At 43.0% G+C, this 20,754-nt stretch carries 16 protein-coding genes; 5 read left to right on the plus strand and 11 right to left on the minus strand.

All coding sequences use genetic code 11. The annotated features are described in order from the left end of the window. The first annotated feature begins 119 nt into the window (after positions 1–119). Entirely contained in the window at positions 120–926 is an 807-nt protein-coding gene (locus AC0YN7_RS19305) for a Cof-type HAD-IIB family hydrolase (protein WP_475811649.1), read from the plus strand. Between the two features lie 237 nt (positions 927–1,163). Here the strand turns inward: AC0YN7_RS19305 and AC0YN7_RS19310 are convergent, their stop codons facing one another. The 3 genes from AC0YN7_RS19310 to AC0YN7_RS19320 all read right to left on the minus strand — a co-directional run bounded on the left by AC0YN7_RS19310 (position 1,164) and on the right by AC0YN7_RS19320 (position 7,755). Then, on the minus strand, positions 1,164–2,129 hold the full coding sequence (locus tag AC0YN7_RS19310; RefSeq protein ID WP_475811650.1) for a LacI family DNA-binding transcriptional regulator: 966 nt from the start codon (positions 2,127–2,129) through the stop codon (positions 1,164–1,166). Positions 2,130–2,226: 97 nt separating this feature from the next. Beyond that, the gene (locus AC0YN7_RS19315; RefSeq protein WP_475811651.1) at positions 2,227–5,571 is read right to left on the minus strand and encodes a GH36-type glycosyl hydrolase domain-containing protein; all 3,345 of its coding nucleotides are present in this window, start codon (positions 5,569–5,571) and stop codon (positions 2,227–2,229) included. Between the two features lie 18 nt (positions 5,572–5,589). Continuing rightward, on the minus strand, positions 5,590–7,755 hold the full coding sequence (locus AC0YN7_RS19320) for a glycoside hydrolase family 3 N-terminal domain-containing protein (RefSeq protein WP_475811652.1): 2,166 nt from the start codon (positions 7,753–7,755) through the stop codon (positions 5,590–5,592). 394 nt (positions 7,756–8,149) lie between these two features. On the opposite strand from AC0YN7_RS19320, the gene AC0YN7_RS19325 reads away from it, so the two are divergent. From AC0YN7_RS19325 to AC0YN7_RS19335, 3 genes are all read left to right on the plus strand, one after another. Next, entirely contained in the window at positions 8,150–9,406 is a 1,257-nt protein-coding gene (locus AC0YN7_RS19325) for a sugar ABC transporter substrate-binding protein (protein WP_475811653.1), read from the plus strand. Positions 9,407–9,509: 103 nt separating this feature from the next. After that, positions 9,510–10,397, plus strand: a complete 888-nt coding sequence (locus tag AC0YN7_RS19330; protein WP_475811654.1) for a carbohydrate ABC transporter permease — start codon at positions 9,510–9,512, stop codon at positions 10,395–10,397. An 18-nt stretch (positions 10,398–10,415) separates the two neighbouring features. After that, positions 10,416–11,243 (plus strand): carbohydrate ABC transporter permease, encoded by an 828-nt coding sequence (locus AC0YN7_RS19335; RefSeq protein WP_475811655.1) that lies wholly within the window; start codon positions 10,416–10,418, stop codon positions 11,241–11,243. Positions 11,244–11,352: 109 nt separating this feature from the next. Here the strand turns inward: AC0YN7_RS19335 and fur are convergent, their stop codons facing one another. The 8 genes from fur to cysT all read right to left on the minus strand — a co-directional run bounded on the left by fur (position 11,353) and on the right by cysT (position 19,592). After that, positions 11,353–11,832 (minus strand): ferric iron uptake transcriptional regulator, encoded by a 480-nt coding sequence (fur, locus tag AC0YN7_RS19340; RefSeq protein WP_475811656.1) that lies wholly within the window; start codon positions 11,830–11,832, stop codon positions 11,353–11,355. A gap of 163 nt (positions 11,833–11,995) precedes the next feature. Further along, the gene (locus AC0YN7_RS19345) at positions 11,996–12,778 is read right to left on the minus strand and encodes an SDR family NAD(P)-dependent oxidoreductase (protein WP_475811657.1); all 783 of its coding nucleotides are present in this window, start codon (positions 12,776–12,778) and stop codon (positions 11,996–11,998) included. 418 nt (positions 12,779–13,196) lie between these two features. Next, a complete protein-coding gene (locus AC0YN7_RS19350; RefSeq protein WP_475811658.1) occupies positions 13,197–15,284 on the minus strand; it encodes a transglycosylase domain-containing protein in 2,088 nt (695 codons plus the stop codon). 165 nt (positions 15,285–15,449) lie between these two features. Then, complete coding sequence (locus tag AC0YN7_RS19355) at positions 15,450–15,686, minus strand: hypothetical protein (RefSeq protein WP_475811659.1); 237 nt, start codon at positions 15,684–15,686, stop codon at positions 15,450–15,452. Positions 15,687–15,818: 132 nt separating this feature from the next. Beyond that, positions 15,819–16,889, minus strand: a complete 1,071-nt coding sequence (locus AC0YN7_RS19360; protein WP_475811660.1) for a sulfate ABC transporter substrate-binding protein — start codon at positions 16,887–16,889, stop codon at positions 15,819–15,821. A 31-nt stretch (positions 16,890–16,920) separates the two neighbouring features. Next, positions 16,921–17,985 (minus strand): sulfate/molybdate ABC transporter ATP-binding protein, encoded by a 1,065-nt coding sequence (locus AC0YN7_RS19365; protein WP_475811661.1) that lies wholly within the window; start codon positions 17,983–17,985, stop codon positions 16,921–16,923. A 3-nt stretch (positions 17,986–17,988) separates the two neighbouring features. After that, positions 17,989–18,786 (minus strand): sulfate ABC transporter permease, encoded by a 798-nt coding sequence (locus tag AC0YN7_RS19370; protein WP_475811675.1) that lies wholly within the window; start codon positions 18,784–18,786, stop codon positions 17,989–17,991. Continuing rightward, positions 18,786–19,592 carry a sulfate ABC transporter permease subunit CysT gene (cysT, locus tag AC0YN7_RS19375; protein WP_475811676.1) on the minus strand — a complete coding sequence of 269 codons (807 nt, stop codon included), beginning with the start codon at positions 19,590–19,592 and terminating at the stop codon, positions 18,786–18,788. Before cysT ends, AC0YN7_RS19370 begins: the two co-directional genes overlap by 1 nt. Before the next feature lie 415 nt (positions 19,593–20,007). On the opposite strand from cysT, the gene AC0YN7_RS19380 reads away from it, so the two are divergent. Then, on the plus strand, positions 20,008–20,754 hold a 747-nt coding region (locus AC0YN7_RS19380), incomplete at its 3' end, for a transposase (RefSeq protein ID WP_475811662.1).

Consider the following 20,754-nt stretch of genomic DNA (forward strand, 5'->3'; position numbering starts at 1 on the left):
AGCGAGTTACTTCAACAGCTATTGCAATGCATTCGCGAAGCCTTGTATCTATCGAGCTTTTTAGCTACAATCAACTTTATATTATTTATAGAAAGACGGAGAGGAGCTTCACCGCTAGTATGTATAAATTAATAGCAATTGATGTAGATGACACTTTATTAACCGATGACTTAATCGTAACCGAAGGCACGAAGCGCGCGATGGAGGCCGCGATAGCGCAAGGTGTCACGGTTACTCTGGCAACCGGCCGGATGTTTGCTTCCGCCCAAAAAATCGCGAAGCAAATCGAACTCAATGTTCCTATTATCACGTATCAGGGAGCGCTCGTCAAAACTCTGCTAGGTGGTCAGGTTTTATATGAACGCAGCGTACCAATTGATGCCGCCAAAGAGCTTCATGCTTTCTCAGAGAAGAATGGACTTCACCTGCAGCTATATGTCAACGATGAGCTATACGGCACTGAGGATAATGACAAAATTAGAGCGTATTCCAAGCTTTCCAATATTCCATACAAAATCGAGCCTGACTTTAATAAATTACTCGATTATCCTATGAACAAAATGCTTATGATCGATGATCCTGCTCGTCTCGATGAGATCGCTGAGCAGTTGAAGCCGCTTATTGGCGATCGCGTTCATATTACGAAATCAAAAGCGCATTATTTGGAGTTCATGCACAAAGAAGGTACAAAAGGGCATGCTCTAAGGTTTATGGCCGAGCATCTTGGCATTACAATGGATCAGACCATCGCGCTCGGAGATGCATGGAACGATAACGAAATGATTGCCGCGGCCGGTCTTGGCGTAGCAATGGGCAATGCTATTCAATCCTTGAAAGACATTGCCGATTACGTTACGCTATCGAACAACGAAGAAGGCGTTCGCCATGTCATTGAGAAATTTGTTCTAAACAGCTCTGCCGAATAAGAATCTACCCATCAAAAATAAGCCATAAGCCCTCAAAATGGAGCTTATGGCTTTATTTTCTATGATGCTGAGCCATGGAAATAATTGTCGCTACAATGAGGTGGACAAATAGGGAAAACTCGCGGAATTGGGAAAATAACAGTTAAAATTCGCGTCGATAATTATACGCAAATCAAATACACAAAAAAGACGAATCATTCCTTGATAGTGGGGATTCGCCCTTGAACCTAAATAGCCTTAAATTTGTTGTACAGAATCGCCTTTGATTAACGTAACGTAGATTCGTTCAGATTCTACTTCTTGTGAAGCGATTAATTTCAATAATTGTTCAGATGCAACTGCACCCCATTTGCGTTTGGAATAATCGATGGTAGCTATTCGAGGGTGTGTATATTGCGTTAGCTCCATGTTATCGAAACCGATCAGGTGAATGTGTTCGCCAATACGGAATTCACTTTGCTGCACAGCGTTATACACACCGATGGCCATTTCATCGTTGAGACAGAAGACACCAACTGGTTCTGTATAACCTTCCATAATTTTTCGCGCCGCTTCTTCTCCAGATGATTTATTGAAATCACCTTGAATGGGAATGAATGCTATAGGTTGATTTCTATCTATCGTTTGCTTCACCGCTTGTAGTCGTTGATTCGAATCGAATGAATCAGAAGGACCTGTAACCACATAAATTTTACGATGCCCTTGTTCAATTAAGTATTCAATGGCGAGACCTGCCCCTGCTTTATTATCGAGTAATACAGGGTTGATGTTAGGATGCATTAATTCTCTATCGAGCACAACTAGTTTGTGGCCTTTATTGGCATGGAGCAGCAATTCATCACTAGAGAAAAATGCATCTAAAACGATGGCGCCATCGATCATTTTCTCAGGCAACAGACGATGCGACTGTTTTCCGCTGCAGACGATTAAATCATAGCCGTTTTTATTCAAAATTTCTTTCATCCCTTGCAATAAATCACCATAAAAAGCGCCATTAAAATCCGTTAAGAATGCACCGATTATTTTAGTCTCGCGTCGTTTTAAATTTCGAGCTGCTGCATTAGGTACATAATTTAATTCCTTCGCAATAGCTAATATCCTTGATGCGGTTTCCTCGGTGACTTTGGGGCTACCGTTTAGCGCATAAGAAACGGTCGATATCGAAACCCCAGCTTGTTTTGCAATATCTTTTATACTGATCAAGACATTCTCTCCTAACGCTCACTCCGACATTATGAATATATAGTTCTACTATAACAATTGTAATGGCGATCCCGAAAGATCGCCATCCAGATTGATTTTACATATAAATAGTAATTTCATTCCTATCTTCGTTCATCAAGGAATTTAGTTGCTGCTCGCTGATACGAATTCCGCCTTTACGATATCGGTTGGCTGTTTCAGTTAGTGCAACGTCTTTTTCATTTACGGTTACACGACTGATCGCTTGACCGGTTGTACGGTAGACAAAGCGTGTCTTATATCCATTGATTATGAAGTCAAATTGCATGCCGTCACATGTTGTTGGCAGGACAGGATCTAAAATAAGATCGCCGCCTTCATGACGGATACCTAAGCAGTTGGAGATTAATTGATTCATGTAGATCCCAGGACCGCTGGAATAGATTCTCCAACCGCCTTTAACAGCGACATCGCCGGTACGTAATTCGTTGAACCGTTCCTGTGCTTCATAACGGCTATTGAATTTTCCGTCGGAGCTGCTAAAGTACGAGTTACTTTGACGTATATCAGCGTTCGGTACTACGTCACGAATGCCTACAGGGTTAATCATGGCAAGACCTTTCCAAGCTTCATCGGCTTTTCCAAGCTTCGCCATCGCTTCTACAAAGCGGATGTGTGCATGGACGTATTGCAGACCAACTTCACGACCAAAGTTTGATGCTTGTTCCGCACGCTTGAAGTTTGAGCTCACACCGCCAACATATTGAGCTGGACGGTTCATCAAGCGTACGCCATCCGGACAATAAAGCTCTCTTTTAATAAGATCGTAGTGCGCTGCCGCTTGTTCTTCGGTTAGTAATTCACCGATCATACTGCGAGTCATCGGAAGGAGGCGGTATTGAATGCCTGTCTTCGTATCAGTTGGATGCAGCATCAATTCTGCTTGACCTGGTTCCTCCATGTATACAAAGCCTGGAATGACATCGGTTTGCAGCATATAGCGATTAAAGTCAGCTTGAATCCCTGCAGCAAGCTCACTTAATTCAGAAGCCATAGCTTCGTCTACACCAGAGAGCGCTGCAGATAGTTGGTTGAACACTTGATAGGTTAGTGCAACCGTCCAACTGCTGACCATATATTGTTTTAACTGTGCGTTCGCAGGTTGAAGAGTATCGTCCCAGTCGCCATCGCCATAAGACGACAGATACGTATCATGTAAGAAATGATTTTTAATATACTCGATTTCTTTTTTAGCATGCTCATAGATTGTTGCGCTCTTCTCAGTTAATTCCCCTGTGTGGCGGATTGAATAAGGCACTTCCTCTTGGAGAATGCTGTAATCCTTCGTAAAGCTTAGGTAGTCACTCAACACTTTAAGTGGCCACACAATAATATCGCCATGGCTTTCCTCTTGCTGGATACGATAGTATTGATCGAACATGAACCATTGCGGCCAGTTGCCGTCATCCTCATATTGATGCGTGAACACCATCTTAATAATGTCACGAACTTCATCATACTTTTGAGTGGCCATAAAATATTCTGTTGGGCCCTGGCATACATCACGAGTACCCCATGCAGCACCACCATATTGCTCTAATCCGTGTGGAACAGAATAATGTACGAGCATATTATGTGTATACCACCATGCTAGGGTGTTTACTTTTTGAATCTCATCGGTAAGGCCTTCGGGATGGTTCAAGCTAAATCCATTCATGACCTGCTCGTAAAATGTACGGTAGCGAGCGATCTCGGAAGTTGCATCCGGAGTCTCAAAAGGTAGCTCTCCACCTTCAATTAATCCTTGAGCCGTCATATTCCATTCACTTGTAGCAGTTAATTCAAGGACTACAAGTGAAGCTGATCCGGCATCGACATGATTGGCCATTGCCGTTTCGTCTTGCACCGTCATACTTGCACCGGTAATTTTCATGCGATAGCAGAGCCCAGGAAGCGTTTTTCCACTATCGGATGACGGATCCGCGCGGAAGGTTAGGACCGAGTCAGACTGCTCCATGTGATAAGGTGCAATGTACTCATTGTTGTTCATAACTACTTGATTCGTCACGAGATAACGATAAGATTTGCCACTTGTAGAACGAACTTGCAAGTGTAATTCCGGTGTATTTACCGTTGTGAAGTTCGTAATGATGATCATATCGTCTGCCATTTTGTAGTACCAACGCGCATAGTTAAAGCCCATCTCGAACATCGAAGGCATGGTGAGCAAGTGATAAGCGCCATCGATTTCAATGTAAATACGTTGACCGGATGTTTTCATCACGTTCAGAGCGTTACGAGCATTCGTTAACATTTTGTTGCATGATGTATTTCCTACAACTAATTGCGAGTTAAATATACCATACATATACGAAGTTGTTGTTAAAATCTGTTCGTTCAAACGTGCGTTATCCCCAGTCATTAGAATATGACCGTGTGGACGCTCAACGAGCAATTCTTTAGCTTTCAAAACAATATGTTCATGCGTATCTGTAAAGAAGGACAACAATTGTTCATCCTGCCACTCTTCTTGGTGACGATTAGGGAATAGGGTCTTTACTTCTTCTAATGTCATGGATTCGGTTGTTAGCGGTGACTCAATATGCAAGCCAAGGCTTACTTTACTAAGTGATTTGCTTGCGGTTTCTTGCAGATCACATACATACGTCCATGCTTCCGCAATCTCTTTGTTGAATTCAAGCGACGTAATGGCTGTCGGATGATCTGGTCTGAATAGTCCATAGAATACAAAATGTGCTGTCCCATCAATTGTTACGCGTTCTGATTGCAACGCGGTATAGGCGAATTCATATTGATAAACTTCATTATTTAGTTGTTTTTGTTGAAGCGCAGCGGCTTGATTCGTAGATTTGTAAGATAGACCGAAAAATTGAAATCCATCAGTTGAAAAGCCCACTGTCTTTGTTAATGAACCTTGTTGGATGTACGGGAACGCGCCAGACTGCGGCTGGTTCTGACGCGAGCATACGACGTAGCCTTTCTCTGAATCTTCAAACATTGCATGGTCAATATATTGAGATAGATAAGCTTCGTTCGAACGAACAGCACCTTGATCCGCTAAACCAATATCTTGTCCGTAAATAACATCAATAACTTCACCTTGTCCATCCACTTGAACATCCCAGAACCAAATATTCTTTGGTGTTAAAGTGAATGTTACACGGTAGCGAACGGACTCAAAAGTACCGTTATAGATCACTTGAGTGTCTGTATAGCTCACTTCGCTAGCGGATTGAATACCAAGAAGCGGTACAATATTCATGCCGGATTCGTTGTGTATACGAATATATAAATTATTTAGAGATCCATCTAATGGATTGGCGATCCATTGATTAATCATCGTACGATTCATAAGTATTTCACGGATATCTCCGCTGTTCATAAATGTAAACGCTAAGTCATTTGTCTTAATTTGAAAATTTGAAGATTTACTCATTGTCATTTTCCCCACTCGCTTTCTTTACTTAATTAAAGTAAATTTCAGTTCCATAACGTCTCGGCTATTGCCGCCGATAAAGGCGTAAAAGTCACCGGAATCGCTCTTGAATTCTAGGTTTGAATGATGATAGCGAAGCTGTTCTTCCGTCAATGTAAAGGTAATTTCTTGACTTTCTCCCGGTTCTAATATGACTTTGCGGAAGGATTTTAATTCCTTGACTGGACGAACCACCTCTCCGGCTAGGTCTTGAATATATAATTGTACAGTCTCTTCGCCCTTACATTCCCCTGAGTTGGTGACACGAACACTGATGGTCAAAGGTTGCTCCGTCGTCATCGTTGCAGCGGAAATATTTGCTGCGCTGTAATAAAAGGTTGTATAGCTAAGACCATAACCGAAAGGTAATAACGGTTCATTAGGAATGTCTAAATACTGCGATACATAACGTACTTGTGCATCAGGCGCGCCCTGTGGACGACCTGTATTGAAGTGATTGTAGTAGACAGGCACTTGACCCACCGCATGCGGGAACGACATCGTTAATCGAGCCGAGGGATTCCGCCTGCCATATAGTATATCTGCAATTGCTGCTCCGCCTTCAGTTCCTGGATACCAGGCTTCAAGCACGGCATCCACTTGGTCGTAGACCCCGTGTAAATCTAGCGGGCGACCGTTGAAGAGAACTGCGACCATAGGCTTGTTCAGCGTCTTTAACGCGGCGATCAATTCTAGTTGAGCTTGAGGGAGACGAATATCAGCACGGGAACCAGCTTCACCGCTCATATCGGAATGCTCCCCTAAAGCGACCACAATAACATCGGCATTTTGCGCTGCTAACAATGCTTCTGCTATTTGAGCTTCCGTTCCCGTCTCGATATCGCAGCCTTGTGCGGTAGTGATATTCACAAGGCCTACTAGATCAACCATACCCGTGTATAACTGAATGGCTTGTTCTTTGGAGCCCATCCAAGACCATGGACCGAGAATATCTCCACTTTGAGCGAACGGGCCGATCAAAGCGACTTTTTGCGCGTCTTTTAAAGGTAGAACATTGTCATTCTTCAATAACACACAAGATTTAGCCGCTGCATCTCGAGCAGCCTGACGATGTGCTTCTGAAAATATGAGCTCTTGTTCAAGCTCAATACTTGCGCCGCGATGCGGGTTTTCGAATAAGCCTAGTTTATGCTTCAATTTTAAAATACGCATGACAGCTTCATCAATAAGGGATTCATTCACATGGCCATTTTCAATCAGCGCTTTTAGATGATGTTCATAACAAGATGTCATCATTTCAATATCAACACCTGCTTGGATAGCTTTGCAGGCAGCTTCAGCATCATCCGCGGCTATGCCGTGAGGAATCATCTCCTTCACTGCGCCCCAATCGGAAATTAAAACACCGTCAAAGCCCCATTCGTCTCGAAGCAAGTCTCTCATTAAACGGCGATTTCCAGAAGCAGGAATACCATCAACCGTATTAAATGCCGTCATTACCATTTCGCAGCCTTCGTCTAACGCAGCGCGGTAGGACGGTAAATAATATTCGCGCAATTGGCGCTCGGACATATCTACCGTATTATAATCACGGCCGCCTTCTGCTGCGCCGTAAGCGGCGAAATGCTTCACACAAGCTGCTACACGAGAATGATCTTTCGTTAAGTCCTTTCCTTGAAAGCCTCTTACGAAGGCTCGTGCAAATTCACTATTTAAGAAAGGGTCTTCTCCAGTAGATTCCATAACTCTTCCCCAACGCGGATCACGTACAAGGTCAACCATCGGCGCGAACGTAACATGTACACCAGCCGCTGAAGCTTCTGCGGCAGCTATGGCAGCTGTGTTCTCAGCCATATCCATATCCCAGGAGCAACCAATCGCAAGCGGGACAGGAAATATCGTTTTATAGCCATGTACAATATCCGCCATCATTAGAAGCGGAATACCTAGCCGATTATTTTTTAAATGAGCCTCTTGAACCTGTATGACTTCCTTAGCTCCTGTTAATCCTAGTACCGACCCTGTATTGCGAATCGAATCATCTGAAATTCCCAGTGCTGCCATAGGACCTGTAATTTCACCTTGGCTTTCTGCGCCATCAAAAAAGGGACCAGCTAATTGCAGAAGCTGACTGATTTTTTCTTCTATAGACATCTGATTTAGTAAGGTACGTAATTGTTGTTCCGGCATATGTTCCCTCCATCTTGTTAATCCTATAAACATTCATAGGAACATTACAGGTCGTAGAAACGTTTCTACGATCAATAAATACAATTATAATCACCTTTAATTATGCCGTCAACCAATCTCTGAAAACGTTTAACAAAAATAAAAACGTTTCTAATTATCCGGATCATGCACTTGAATACGCTATTCTCATGATATATAATGTCCGTAGAAACGTTTATATTACATGTTTTACGATATTTATATCGTTCAATACAGTTAATGAAAACGTTTTTAATGAAGATTCATTCAAGCAATATAAGAGTATGTATGACTATAATTCCGGAGGAGGGTCGGTCTAGCTTAAACTAGACAAGAGGTTTTTCAAAATACATCATGATTCAGGAGGAAGTAAAATATGCGTAAAACATTAGCAACCACAATAGCATCAACTGTACTTGTTATGGGTATTCTTACTGGGTGTGGAACAGAATCAACAGACAAAGAAAACACAGGCGATAAAAAAACAACGATCACTGTATGGGGAATGGGTGAGGAAGCGAAGTCGATTCCGAAAATCGCTGAACTCTTCGAAGCAGAAAATCCTAACATTAAAGTTGAAGTACAAGCATTACCTTGGGATACAGCACACGACAAATTATTAACAGCTGTTGCATCGAAAAAAGGTCCAGACGTTGTGCAAATGGGTACAACTTGGATTCCAGAATTCGCAAACGCGAAAGCATTGATGGATTTAACTCCTCATTTAGATAAATATCCGGGATTGAAGCAAGATAACTTCTACCCTGGTTCAATTGAAACAGCAACATTTGAAGGTGCTTATGTAGGCGTACCTTGGTATATCGATACTCGTGTTCTATACTACCGTACAGATTTGCTAAAAGAAGTAGGCTACGATCAAGCACCAAAAACATGGGCAGAAATGCAAGACGCATCGAAGAAACTTGCTGATCGCGGTCAAGGAAAATATGGTTACGCTCTTGACGTTAAAGAACAATCTCTTGCCTTTATGTTAGCTCGCCAAAACGGCTCTGAATTGTTCGATGCTGAAGGCAAGCCACAATTTAACCAACCAGAATTCGTAGATGCTGTGAAATACATGAACAGCTACTTTGTGAATGGCTCTGCTCCTATGGACCTTGGTATCGACGCGATTCAAGGCTTCCGTGGCGAAGGCGTTGCACCGATGTTTATCAGCGGACCATGGATGGTTCAATTGATTAAAGATCAAGCTCCTGAGCTTGAAGGTAAATGGGCAACAGCTGTTTTACCTGCAGGTAAAGAAAACAACTTCTCATCTCTTGGCGGATCCAATATGTCCGTTTTCCAATACACTGAAAATGAAGAAGCAGCTCTAAAATTTGTTGAGTTTATGGCTAAGCCTGAAACACAATTGAAATGGATGGAATTAACTAATTCCCTACCTTCTTCGAAAGCGGCTTGGGAAAACCCACTTCTTCAAGAAGATGCGAACTATAAAATATTTGGTGAGCAATTAAAAACAGCGATTCCTATGCCTTCTACAAAACAATTCGAAGAAATTGCACAAAACTTTTTGAGCAGCTTCGAAAAAGTGTATCGTTCAAAGGATGCTGACATTCAAAAAGAAATGGACAGCTTCAATAAGAAAGCTGAATCCATAATAAACAAATAAAAAAAAAATAATCAAAAACGAACAATGTGGCTAATCGTCTATCACAGTCGGTTAGCCCTCATTGTCTATTTATTGGAAGCTGAGTAAAGGAAGTGACTAGGGTATGAAAGGTTTCACATCAAGAAATGCGCCTTATTTTTTCATTGCACCTGCGATCATATTACTCACCGTATTTTCGTTGCTGCCTATTTTCGTGGCCCTGTTCATTAGCTTTACCAATATGGACTTGGCGGGCTTAGCAGACTATTCAAATTTGAGCTTTGTTGGCTTGAAGAACTATATTAATGTACTCTCTGATCCGGTTTTCTTAAAAGCCATTTTTAATACGTTATTTTACGTTATAATTGGCGTTCCACTCGTAATAGTAACATCGCTTGGTGTGGCGTTATTGATCAACTTAGGTACGTCTAAAATTTTCAAAGTGTTCCGAGTTGTCTACTATTTGCCTTCCGTTACTAACGTTGTAGCTGTTGCGGTTGTTTGGGCTTATTTGTACAACCCGGCATTTGGTCTATTTAATTACATTTTAGAATCGATGAACCTGTCTGCAATTCCTTGGTTAACCGAGCCAACTGTAGCCAAAATATCATTGATACTCATGGCGCTTTGGAGAGCCGTAGGTTTAAACATGATCATTTTCATTGCAGCATTGCAAGGCATTCCGAAGTCTTATTATGAGGCTGCACAATTGGATGGTGCCAATACGTGGCAGCAAGTTAAAAGTATTACGATTCCGATGCTGCGTTTTGCCATTTTCTTCGTATCGATTACGACGATGATCGGATGGCTGCAGTTCTTCGAAGAACCATTCATTATGACCAAGGGCGGACCGTTGGATGGCACGATGTCAGCTGCATTATTTATTTATAAAAATGGTTTCCAGTTGAGTAATTTTGGTTATGCTGCTGCCGGATCCTTTATCTTATTTATTGCTGTCATAGCAGTAACATTGGTTCAATACAAAGTACAGAATAAAGATTCAGATTATTAAAAGAGTGGAGGTGAACCGATGAAGGGCATTAATAAAGATCGATTATTTCAATGGATTGCAGGGATAGTATTAACGATCTTCGGGATCTTATTTCTACTTCCGTTTGTCTGGATGATCTTGTCATCCTTTAAGCCAGAAAGTGAAGTTATATTAATTCCACCTACATTATGGCCGCAGGAATTTACTTTTGAGAACTATAAAAATTTATTTGAAAATATGAACTTTGCAGTGTATATGAAAAATACATTGATAATTGTCCTATTCTCATTCTTTGGAATGTTCCTGAATGCAATGGCTGGCTTTGGCTTTGCCAAGTATAACTTTAAAGGGAAAGAGAATACTTTCCTTATGGTATTGGCAACAATGATGATCCCAAGCCAAGTAACCATGATACCGGTTTATTTGATCTTGAATAAATTGAATTTGACGAATACCATGCTGGGAATTGTATTGCCTAGTCTCGTAGGAGCATTTGGTATTTTCCTATTCCGACAGTTTATGACGACCATTCCAGATGAAATTTTGGAAGCGACACGACTTGATGGAGCTAGTGAGTTCCGAACCTTCTTACAAATAATTCTTCCGGTCTCGAAGCCAATTCTTGCTGTGCAAGCCATTCTTGCCTTTATCGGTGGTTGGAACAGCTTCCTATGGCCATTAATTATGGCTAATGATGAAAAGCTATATACCTTGTCCGTAGGACTCTCATTGCTGAAAGGTCAGTACGGCGGGAATTTCGCCTTGCAGATGGCGGGTGCAACCTTTATGGTTATGCCAGTTATTATCGTTTTCATTATTTTCCAGAAAAGCATTATTGAGAACTACACAACTACTGGTTTGAAATAACCTAAATTATTGAACAGGATTTTTGAAACCTTTCTCACTAAATAGAAATAAAACAAAGAGCATTCCCACTGTGGAAATGCTCTTTCGCTTTTCTGAATCGAATAGCTAATTATGATACTGCTTTATTTCCTTTTTTGCATTCACCGTTCGAGCATGATTTGTAATTGCCCGTAAAGTCAAGACGATGATCAAGCACTTTAAAGCCGTATTCCCGTTCAATCCGTTCCTCCAGCTCCAGCAGCCAGTCATCCTTAATCTCTTTCAGTGAACCGCACGAATGACAGATCAAATGATGATGCATATGCTCATGCTCCTCATCACGAAGGTCGAAACGAGCAACACCATCGCCAAAGTTCATCTTTGCTACAATATGAAGCTCTGCTAGCAGCTCCAAGGTACGATATACGGTTGCAAGACCGATTTCTGGATATTTTGCCTTTACGAGCATAAACACATCTTCCGCGCTCAAATGATCCTTCTCATTTTCAAGCAATACTCGCAATATTATTTCACGTTGAGTTGTTAGCTTATAGCCATTGGCTGTTAATTGCCGATTGATTTTATCCACTTCTGAAGTAATGTTCATCATCTATGGGATACCTCCTTCATTTCAATGCTTATCCGCTCATACCAATGATTACCTGAAAGAGTTTTCTTTTAGAATTATTATAATCTAATGGTATTATACTTTGATCAAATACGCAAACACTATATTTTTCACATCAGCATCGAGGTAAAGAGTAGATTATTGCTTACAAAACTGGAGACATGCCTCCGTCAATATTGACAGAGGTACCGGTAACAAACGAGGCCGCTTCCGATACTAGAAAACCGATAACATTCGCCGCTTCCTCTGCCCGTCCTATTCTGCCAAGAGGAATCCCGTGTTTAGGATCAGCCGCGAACTGTTCCCATGTTAGCTCAGGAGCTTTGGCTTGCCATACTCGCTCGATCTGAGCACTTCTAATGAGACCAATACATACCGCATTCACACGTATGCCGTCACTTGCTAAATCTTTACTCATCGCATTCGTCAGCGCTAGTCCAGCTGCACGGCTGACTGAAGTGGGCAAGGAGGACGCTGAAGGCGCTTTGCCTCCTATTGCTGTCACATTCACGATTGCGCCACCGCCAGCTTTACGCATATGTGGCAGAGCGGCACGCGCGAAGTGAACTGCGCCTAATAGTTTTAAATCAAGATCAGCTGTCCAAGCATCCGTCTCAACCTCAGCGAACGGTCGCGCTGCTGCCGTTCCCGCGTTGTTTACGAGAATATCTACGCCGCCTAAACGCTCAGCCGCTTCAGAAACCGCTCGCTCTGCTTCCTTTTCAATTGATACATCCGCGCTGATAATCAAAGGCTCTTTGCCTGTTTTCGATTTAATTTGTTCTGCCGCAATTTTTAATGAATCCATATCTCTGGCTACTATGGCAACCTCCGCACCTTCAGATGCGAGTAATAAGGCAGTCGCGAGTCCTATTCCTTTACTGCCTCCAGTAATAATAGCTACTTTTCCGTTAAGTCCTAGCTCCATTCTTGTCGTCTCCTTTATACAAAACTGATTCATCATAATCTTCATTTTATCGTTTTATGATTATTCGATAAAAGAGTCGGATTTCCCTTTTCCGTTGTATAATTGTCGCGATGAATAGTTGAAATAAAGAAAATCTCAATAATTATGAGATATAGTTCACTAATTTTCAATCCTCCATATTCACTTACAATAATTAGTGAAGAAAGCTTCACTAGCCATGAAGCTTTCTTCACGAGGAATGAGGTTTACCTCACTATATCTCACTATGCACCGTCTATTAATAATAATGAGTTTAACCTCACAAAATAGTGAGGCTTCCTCATAAGTGTCGCTGTATGATTATAACAATCTAATTCGGATTGCTTTTGTGAGGTTGACCACCATCCGCCCGTTCTAACTAATCGTCCTCTCTATCATCTCAATCATCTCGATCATTCCCGTCTTTCTTACTCTCCCGTTCCGCTCGTTTCTGTTCTTTTCGTTCCTGCTCTTTTCGCTTCTTTTCCTCTCGCTTTTTCTTCTTGCTCTCCTCCTTATCTGAATCATCCTTGTCCTTGTCATCTTTTCTATGCTTATTGTTATCTTCGGATTTTGAGTTTTCTTTCTTGCTTTCCTGTTTCAGCAAGTTGCCCGGAACCTCATGAAATGACATTATCGGTTCGCCCTTAAGCGCTTCGGCCATCAGCTCTTGAAAGACGGCTGCCGCCGCCTTCGAGCTTGTCTTCAAGTAATGGCTGCTGTCTGTCTTGTCGTAGCCAATCCATACCGCCCCTACCAGCTGAGGCGTATAACCTACAAACCAGTTATCCTTTGCGCCGTAGCCAACTGTTCCGACCATATCTGTCGTACCGGACTTCCCTGCAAGTGGACGCCCCTTCAGAGCCGCTGTTACGCCTGTTCCTTCTTTAATAACACCTTCAAGCATGGCCGTCATCGTACGTGCAATTTGGGGCTCCGTTACCTTCACACCCGATTCATCTTGAAATTCGGCCAAAACCACACCATCCGCGGACTCAATTCGGGTAATCGCATGCGAGGTTTCTCGAACGCCGTCATTTGCAAATACACCGAAAGCTTCGGCCATATTTAGCGGAGAAACGCCTTCTTGCAAACCACCAAGCGCAAGACTTAGAGAGCGATCCCCATCTGTCATTGGAATTCCGAACCTTTCTGCCGCGTCTATTCCTTTATTAACTCCAATCTCATTAAGCAGCTTTACTGCCGGTATATTATAAGACTTAATGAGTGCTTCATATAACGATACTTCCCCGTGATAGCCTCCACCGGCATTGCGAGGCTCATAACCGTCAATATTAATCGGTTCATCCAGCAATTTATCATTCGGCTTGTAACCCGCCTCAAGAGCAGGCGTGTAGACCGCAATTGGCTTTATTGTCGATGCAGGCTGTCTCTTCAATTGAACAGCTCGATTAAAGCCGCGAAAAGGCTGCTCCCCTCTTCCTCCTACAAGCGCTCTAATCCCACCGTCCCGTGGATCTACCAAAACCGCACCGCTTTGTATAAGCTGATCGGGTGCACTTTCCGGAAACAGGTTATCCTGAGCATATACCTGCTCTGCTGCCTGCTGCATGCGTGTATCCAAAGTTGTATAAATGCGCAGCCCTCCCTGCAGCACCTCATTTTCTGAAAATCCATATTTATTTATCGCTTCTCGAATAATTTGATCGACATAATAAGGATACTGAATGTCATCGACTCGATTAGGCTTCGAGCTTAACAATTGGATCGGTTCGTTTAAAGCTTCCTTGTACACCTCTTCACTGATTAGACTTTGATCCTTCATTAGAGTTAAAACAATGTTTCGGCGTTCTACAGCCTTTTCTAAATACTTGTATGGTGTTAAAGCTGAGGGCGCCTTAATGAGACCCGCCAGCAAAGCGGATTCCGAAACAGTTAACTCATTAACTTCCTTGCCGAAGTATGTGTAAGCGGCTCTCTTGATCCCCCAAGCTCCTTCTCCGTAATAGATCTGATTCAGGTACATTTCCATAATGTCCTGCTTGTTATAATTTTCTTCAATTTTCTTCGCGAGCAGCACCTCGTTCCACTTACGCGACCAGGTTCTCTCCTGCGATAAGAAAACATTTTTGGCAAGCTGCTGCGTAATTGTACTGCCGCCTTGAACTGTGCCACCGGCTAAGAGATTCGATACGAATGCTCGTCCAATTGCTTTCATATCCATCCCATCATGTTCAAAGTAGCGCTTATCTTCTACCGCAACAACGGCGTCAACCATATGCTTAGGTATATCCTCAAACGCTATCTCCTCTATTTTATTAAATGATATACGTGTAGCTTCCTTACCCTTCTGATCATACAAAATAGTGGCCGCCGGCAGCGGCTCCTCCAGCTGTCCAATATCCTGCGCGTCTACTAGCAAACGAAACGTTCCCCAGCCTCCGACTGCCATTACTCCAAATGCTATGACAAAAACGATTAATATTGTTCGCAGCTTATTCTTTCTTACTTTTGTTTTATTTTTCATTGCTGTTCCCCCATGCTGGCCTATTTCTACTTTCTAATACATTTCGTAAAGAGCATTGTATTTTAGTACGTTTGACTCATAATCGCTTCAAAAAGCACAAAAAAAGGGAATTCGCAGCACGGATCTCTCCTGCACGAATTCACCTTTTTTTCAAGCTCTATTTTGTTAAGCAAGCATTTCCGAGTTAGGAACTTCTTCGTACTTGTCCACCCAAGTCGGTTTCAATTGATTTCGTTTGTCCACAAATTGTCGATATTGTACCTGAGCAATACCATCCTCTGGATTTGCTTCGAGGTATGTTATCAGCTCCGCTAGTGTGGCTTCAATATCCGGTAAGATACTGTTGTTAACATATTTGTTCGGATTAAGCTTTTGTCTTTCTTTACGTGTGTTGTGTTTCAATCTGTGTGCCTCCTGCTGCCCTATTCTATTTATTTGCATGCCTTATGTGCTCAAGCCGCAAAAATCGGGCTACCTTACCTATCATATGCAGAAGCTGTTTTTTTAGAACGGTTATCTGGAAAAATTTTTATTCTAAATACCTGCCAGAACCTGATACCAAATACCCTTTTTAGAATATAGGCTCTTTCTGACCTCTGACCAGCCGCCTAAATACGAGATGTCGAACAACTCTTCCGGCACTGTATATTTACCTGAAGTTTCTGCAGCGACCTTCGCATCCACCGATCGGAAGCCGTGCTCCACGAATAAGCGCTGAGCTTCCTCACTGTGCAGGTAAGCAATAAAGGCCTCCGCTACTTTGCGAGTACCATGCTTCTCCGCATTTATATCCACAACCGCAGCTGGATTTTCGATCAGTATCGTACTCTTCGGAATAACGATATTATACTCCTTGCCTTGGTTAATCCGAGCTAGCAGCTCATTCTCATAGGTAACAATTACATCACCTACGCCGTATTCAAACGCGGCCATTGAAGCGCGTCCGCTCTTGTCCAGAGACTCTACGTTTGCATGAACGGACTTTAAGAAGCTTTTTGCATATTCAGCATCTCGTACCCCGCTCTTCTCCTCCGAGAGCTTCAACCCTGCTCCATAAATGGCGTTTATGTCCCATTGTGCTCCGCCTGAAGTTTTCGGATTCGGATATAAGACCTTGACTCCTTTGCGCGTCAAATCCTCCCAATCCTTAATCGCTAATGGATTGCCAGCTCGTGTTCCTAATACAACAATTGAATTCGTTATAACTCCCGCATTGCTCTGAGCCTTCCAATCATGCGTAATGAAACCGGCATCGGCTACTTTGTCCAGGTCGCCTTCCATTGCGAGAATAGCGACGTCCGCTTCGAATCCGCCGGCGATAGCCCGCGCTTGCGTGCCTGAAGCCTCATAGGATTCTTGGAACGTAACCTTCTGACCTGTTTCTTGCAGCCAATAAGCCTGGAACTGAGGCAGCAGGTCAGCGAAAGCATCCTTCACAACCGAATATGCACCGATTACAAGCATGACATCGCCGTCTTGTACGGAGGATCCAGCCGCATTCCCGTTCGTCTGCCCGGTCTTGCTGCAGCCAGCCGCAACGAGCAGCATAACCGCAGCAAGCAGCAGTGCAAACATGCGCTGGCTTGTTGCTCGATTTATTTTCATGTTTGTATACACTCTTTCCACGTAAAGGTTTTTAAATATAAGTAGACATCGGATCTACCTTCAGCTTATTTTCCTCGATCCAGCTCTCATTATCATTGAACAAATACGCGCGGTGCAACAGCACTCGAACGTCCTCGCCAGGATGAAGCACTTCCTTCTCAAGCGAGCGATACGTTATCAGCTTGGTTTCACCTACCATCAGCTCTACCATCCACTCGCTGCCTCGGAAATGCAAATGCTTTACCTTAGCCGCCATTGTGGCGGAAGCGAGCTTAATTTCACCAGGCTTGCCGATTTCAATATATTCCGGACGAATCAACGCTTTGGTTCCTGTACGGTTCGCAAAGTCTTCAAAGCCCTTGAGCACCGTAACGTTGTCTACAATTGTAGATTCACCAATGAAGCTTGCAACGAATGGCGTTTCTGGATTTTTATAAATATTCCATGGGCTTCCCTTTTGTTCCAGCTTCCCCTTGCTAATAATCATTATTTCATCGGCCACCTCGATCGCTTCTTCCTGATCATGCGTAACGAAGATGGACGTAATGCCAACACGCTCAATCATTTCCTTCAGCCAGGTGCGCAGCTCAGTACGGATTTTGGCATCTATTGCTGCGAACGGCTCATCAAGCAGCAGCAGCTGCGGCTCTGGAGCAAGCGCTCTAGCGAAGGCTACACGCTGACGTTGCCCGCCTGACAATTGATGGGCATATCGATGCTCGAACCCTTTTAGACCCGTAAGCTCAACCAAATACATGACTCGCTCACGGATTTTATCCGTTGCTTGCTTCTTTACGTTTAAACCAAAAGCGATGTTGTCATATACGGTCATATGCTTGAATAAAGCATAGTTTTGAAATACGAACCCAATGCCTCGCTCTTGAGGCGGCAAATCATTAACCCTTTGCCCATGGAAAATAATATCGCCAGAGGAAGGTGTCTCAAGCCCTGCAAGCATGCGAAGAATGGATGTTTTACCGCCGCCGCTCGGTCCGAGCAAGCCAATCAAATGCCCTTTCTCGATCTCGAAGCTGACATCCTTTACCGCATGGAAATCGCCAAAGCTTTTGCTTAAGTTACGTACTTCAATATGCATGGCTTAATGCACTTCCTTTCTTTTCTTCGCCCATTCCATGAGCAGCAGCAGCGCAACGGAAAATGCCGCTAAGACTAGAGCAACGCCATTTGCGGCGACAACGTTAAAATTTTCAACATCCTGATAAACTAACGTAGTCGCTGTCTGTGTCTTATTCATAATGTTGCCGGAAACGACAAGCACCGCGCCAAACTCACCAAGCGACCGCGCTACTGTCAGCACAACGCCATAAATAACACCCCACCGAATCGAAGGCCATGTCACCTTCCAGAATGTATACCACGAGTAAGCTCCAAGTGTAGATGCCGCTTCCTCCTGCTGTGCGCCGATCTCTTGAAGCACCGGCATCACTTCACGTACCATTAGCGGGAATGTCACAAACAAAGTCGCGAGAATCATCCCTGGCAGTGCATATACAATTTTAATTCCGGCATCTTCAAACAAAGTTCCGAGTATCGTGCTTGGTCCCAATATAAGAACAATCATCAATCCACCTATTACCGGCGATACTGCGAATGGCAAATCTACTAAACTATTAAGCAGCCTCTTCACCCGTCGCCCAATCCATTCCGCCCGTACGAGATACATTGCCAGCATAATACCAAACACCGTATTTAAAGCCGTCACAACAACAACGATAATCGCCGTCATCATGAGCGCGTGCAGCGACTCCGGGCGTGTAATTCCATCAATAAAGCCGCTCCAGCCGTCTTCCCAAGTCCCCGTAAAAATTTTTACGAGCGGCGTAATGAGTAGTATTCCGAACACCATATAGGTTAGCGTAATCCACAGCCTTCTCATCATAGCCCCGTCCTCCTCGATTGAATGAGGTTAACGGTCCATAAAATAAGGAATGAAAGCGACAACAGCAGTACAGATACGGCGGCTGCGCCCTGTGGATTGCTGCTTTCAATTTCTCCAAAAATATATACCGATGCTATTAAAGTTTTGCCCGGAATATTGCCTGCCACAAGCACGACTGCCCCAAACTCGGCCAATGCCCGAGAGAAAGCAAGCATAGCACCGCTTGTGATACCTGGAAGTATAGTAGGAAGGATGACGCTAAAAAATGTCTTGGCACGCGAAGCGCCTAACGTATATGCGGCTTCTTCCTCAGATTTGTCCATTTCCTCAAGCAATGGCTGAATTGCGCGAATAACGAATGGAAACGTCACGAACAGCATTGCTACAATGATGGCCGGCTCATGAAACACGATCTGAAAGCCCAACTTCTCTGCTAAACCGCCTACTAAGCTATTCGGGCCAAGCAATAACAAAATCATTAGACCACCGACCGCTGTAGGCAGCGCAAAAGGCAAATCAACTAGACTGTTGAGCAAGCGTCGGCCAGGAAAGCGATAACGAATCAGCACCCAACCAATCATCGTTCCAAGCACCATATTAATCAGCGTCGCGATAACAGCTAGCTTTACCGTAAGCAGCACGGATTTCAGAGCAAGCGGATCGGAGACACTTTCCCAGAAGGTTAACCAACCAAGCGAGAAGGACTGCGTATAAATCCCGACAATAGGCAATACAATTAATAGTATAAAATAAAGCAATATGGTGCTGCGAAAACCGAAGCTCCATCCTTTTCCACGAAACATAGCATTCAATGTGACATAACCTCCAGACCATCGGCTCGTGCCGTAGGTGTAGCAAACATTAATAAACACAATTCCTATTAAATTACTAGGTATTAATAATGTAGCATTCAATCTGGGAATACGTCAATCATAAATTTACATTTTCTGATCCATGTTATAACTTAATATTATGCTCATTCGTGACGATATACCCCTAATAACAAGAAAGAGGAGCATGGCATAATGCCTGAACTGTAACCCTATTTGTAGACACTTAATAAAAAGGTGCTAAGCAGTAAGAAGATGGCTTCTGTATTCATCGAGGCCACTGAAAAAGTCCATATCTTATAAACAGGATACCCTTCCTCGATTTTTACGAGGAAGGGTATCCTGTTTTCCTGTATAATTTAATTATTAATTTCAGGTGGTGTCTCGGATGATTTCAAACCAACAATCTCTTAACCTTAGTCCATTTATGGCCATATACGATATCGTCGTACCTAAGGATAATATGCTTCGTCAAATAAATGATCTCATAGATTTTTCATTTGTTCATGAAGAATTACAGCATAAATATTGCCTCGAAAACGGTCGCAATGCAGTGCCACCTATTCGAATGTTCAAATATTTATTACTGAAATCCATTTTCGATGTATCCGATGTCGATGTTGTGGAACGTTCTAAATATGACATGTCCTTTAAGTACTTTTTAGATATGGCACCTGAGGACGAAGTCATTAATCCTAGTTCACTAACGAAGTTTCGCAAGCTTCGCTTGAAAGATGTGAACCTGCTCGACATGCTTATTCAAAAGACCGTGGAGATCGCGTTGAAAAAAGAAATCATCAAAAGCAGTGCAATTATTGTGGATGCCACACATACGAAAGCACGATTTAATCAGCTATCACCAAAAGAAATATTAATGCAAAAGTCCAAGTTGTTGAGAAAATCCGTTTACGAGATCGATGAAAAAATGAAGGATAAGTTCCCACCGAAAACAACGACGAACGAATTGTCTGATGAACTGGACTATTGCCAAAAAGTTATAGATGCGGTGGAAAAAGAAGAATCCCTCCGTGAATACCCAAAGGTGAAAGAAAAACTGAACTACTTAAAAGAAATCGTAGCTGATCACCATGAGCACCTTCAACTCAGCAATGATCCAGATGCACGCATAGGTCAC

The sequence above is a fragment of the Paenibacillus sp. J31R122 genome (assembly GCF_056269185.1).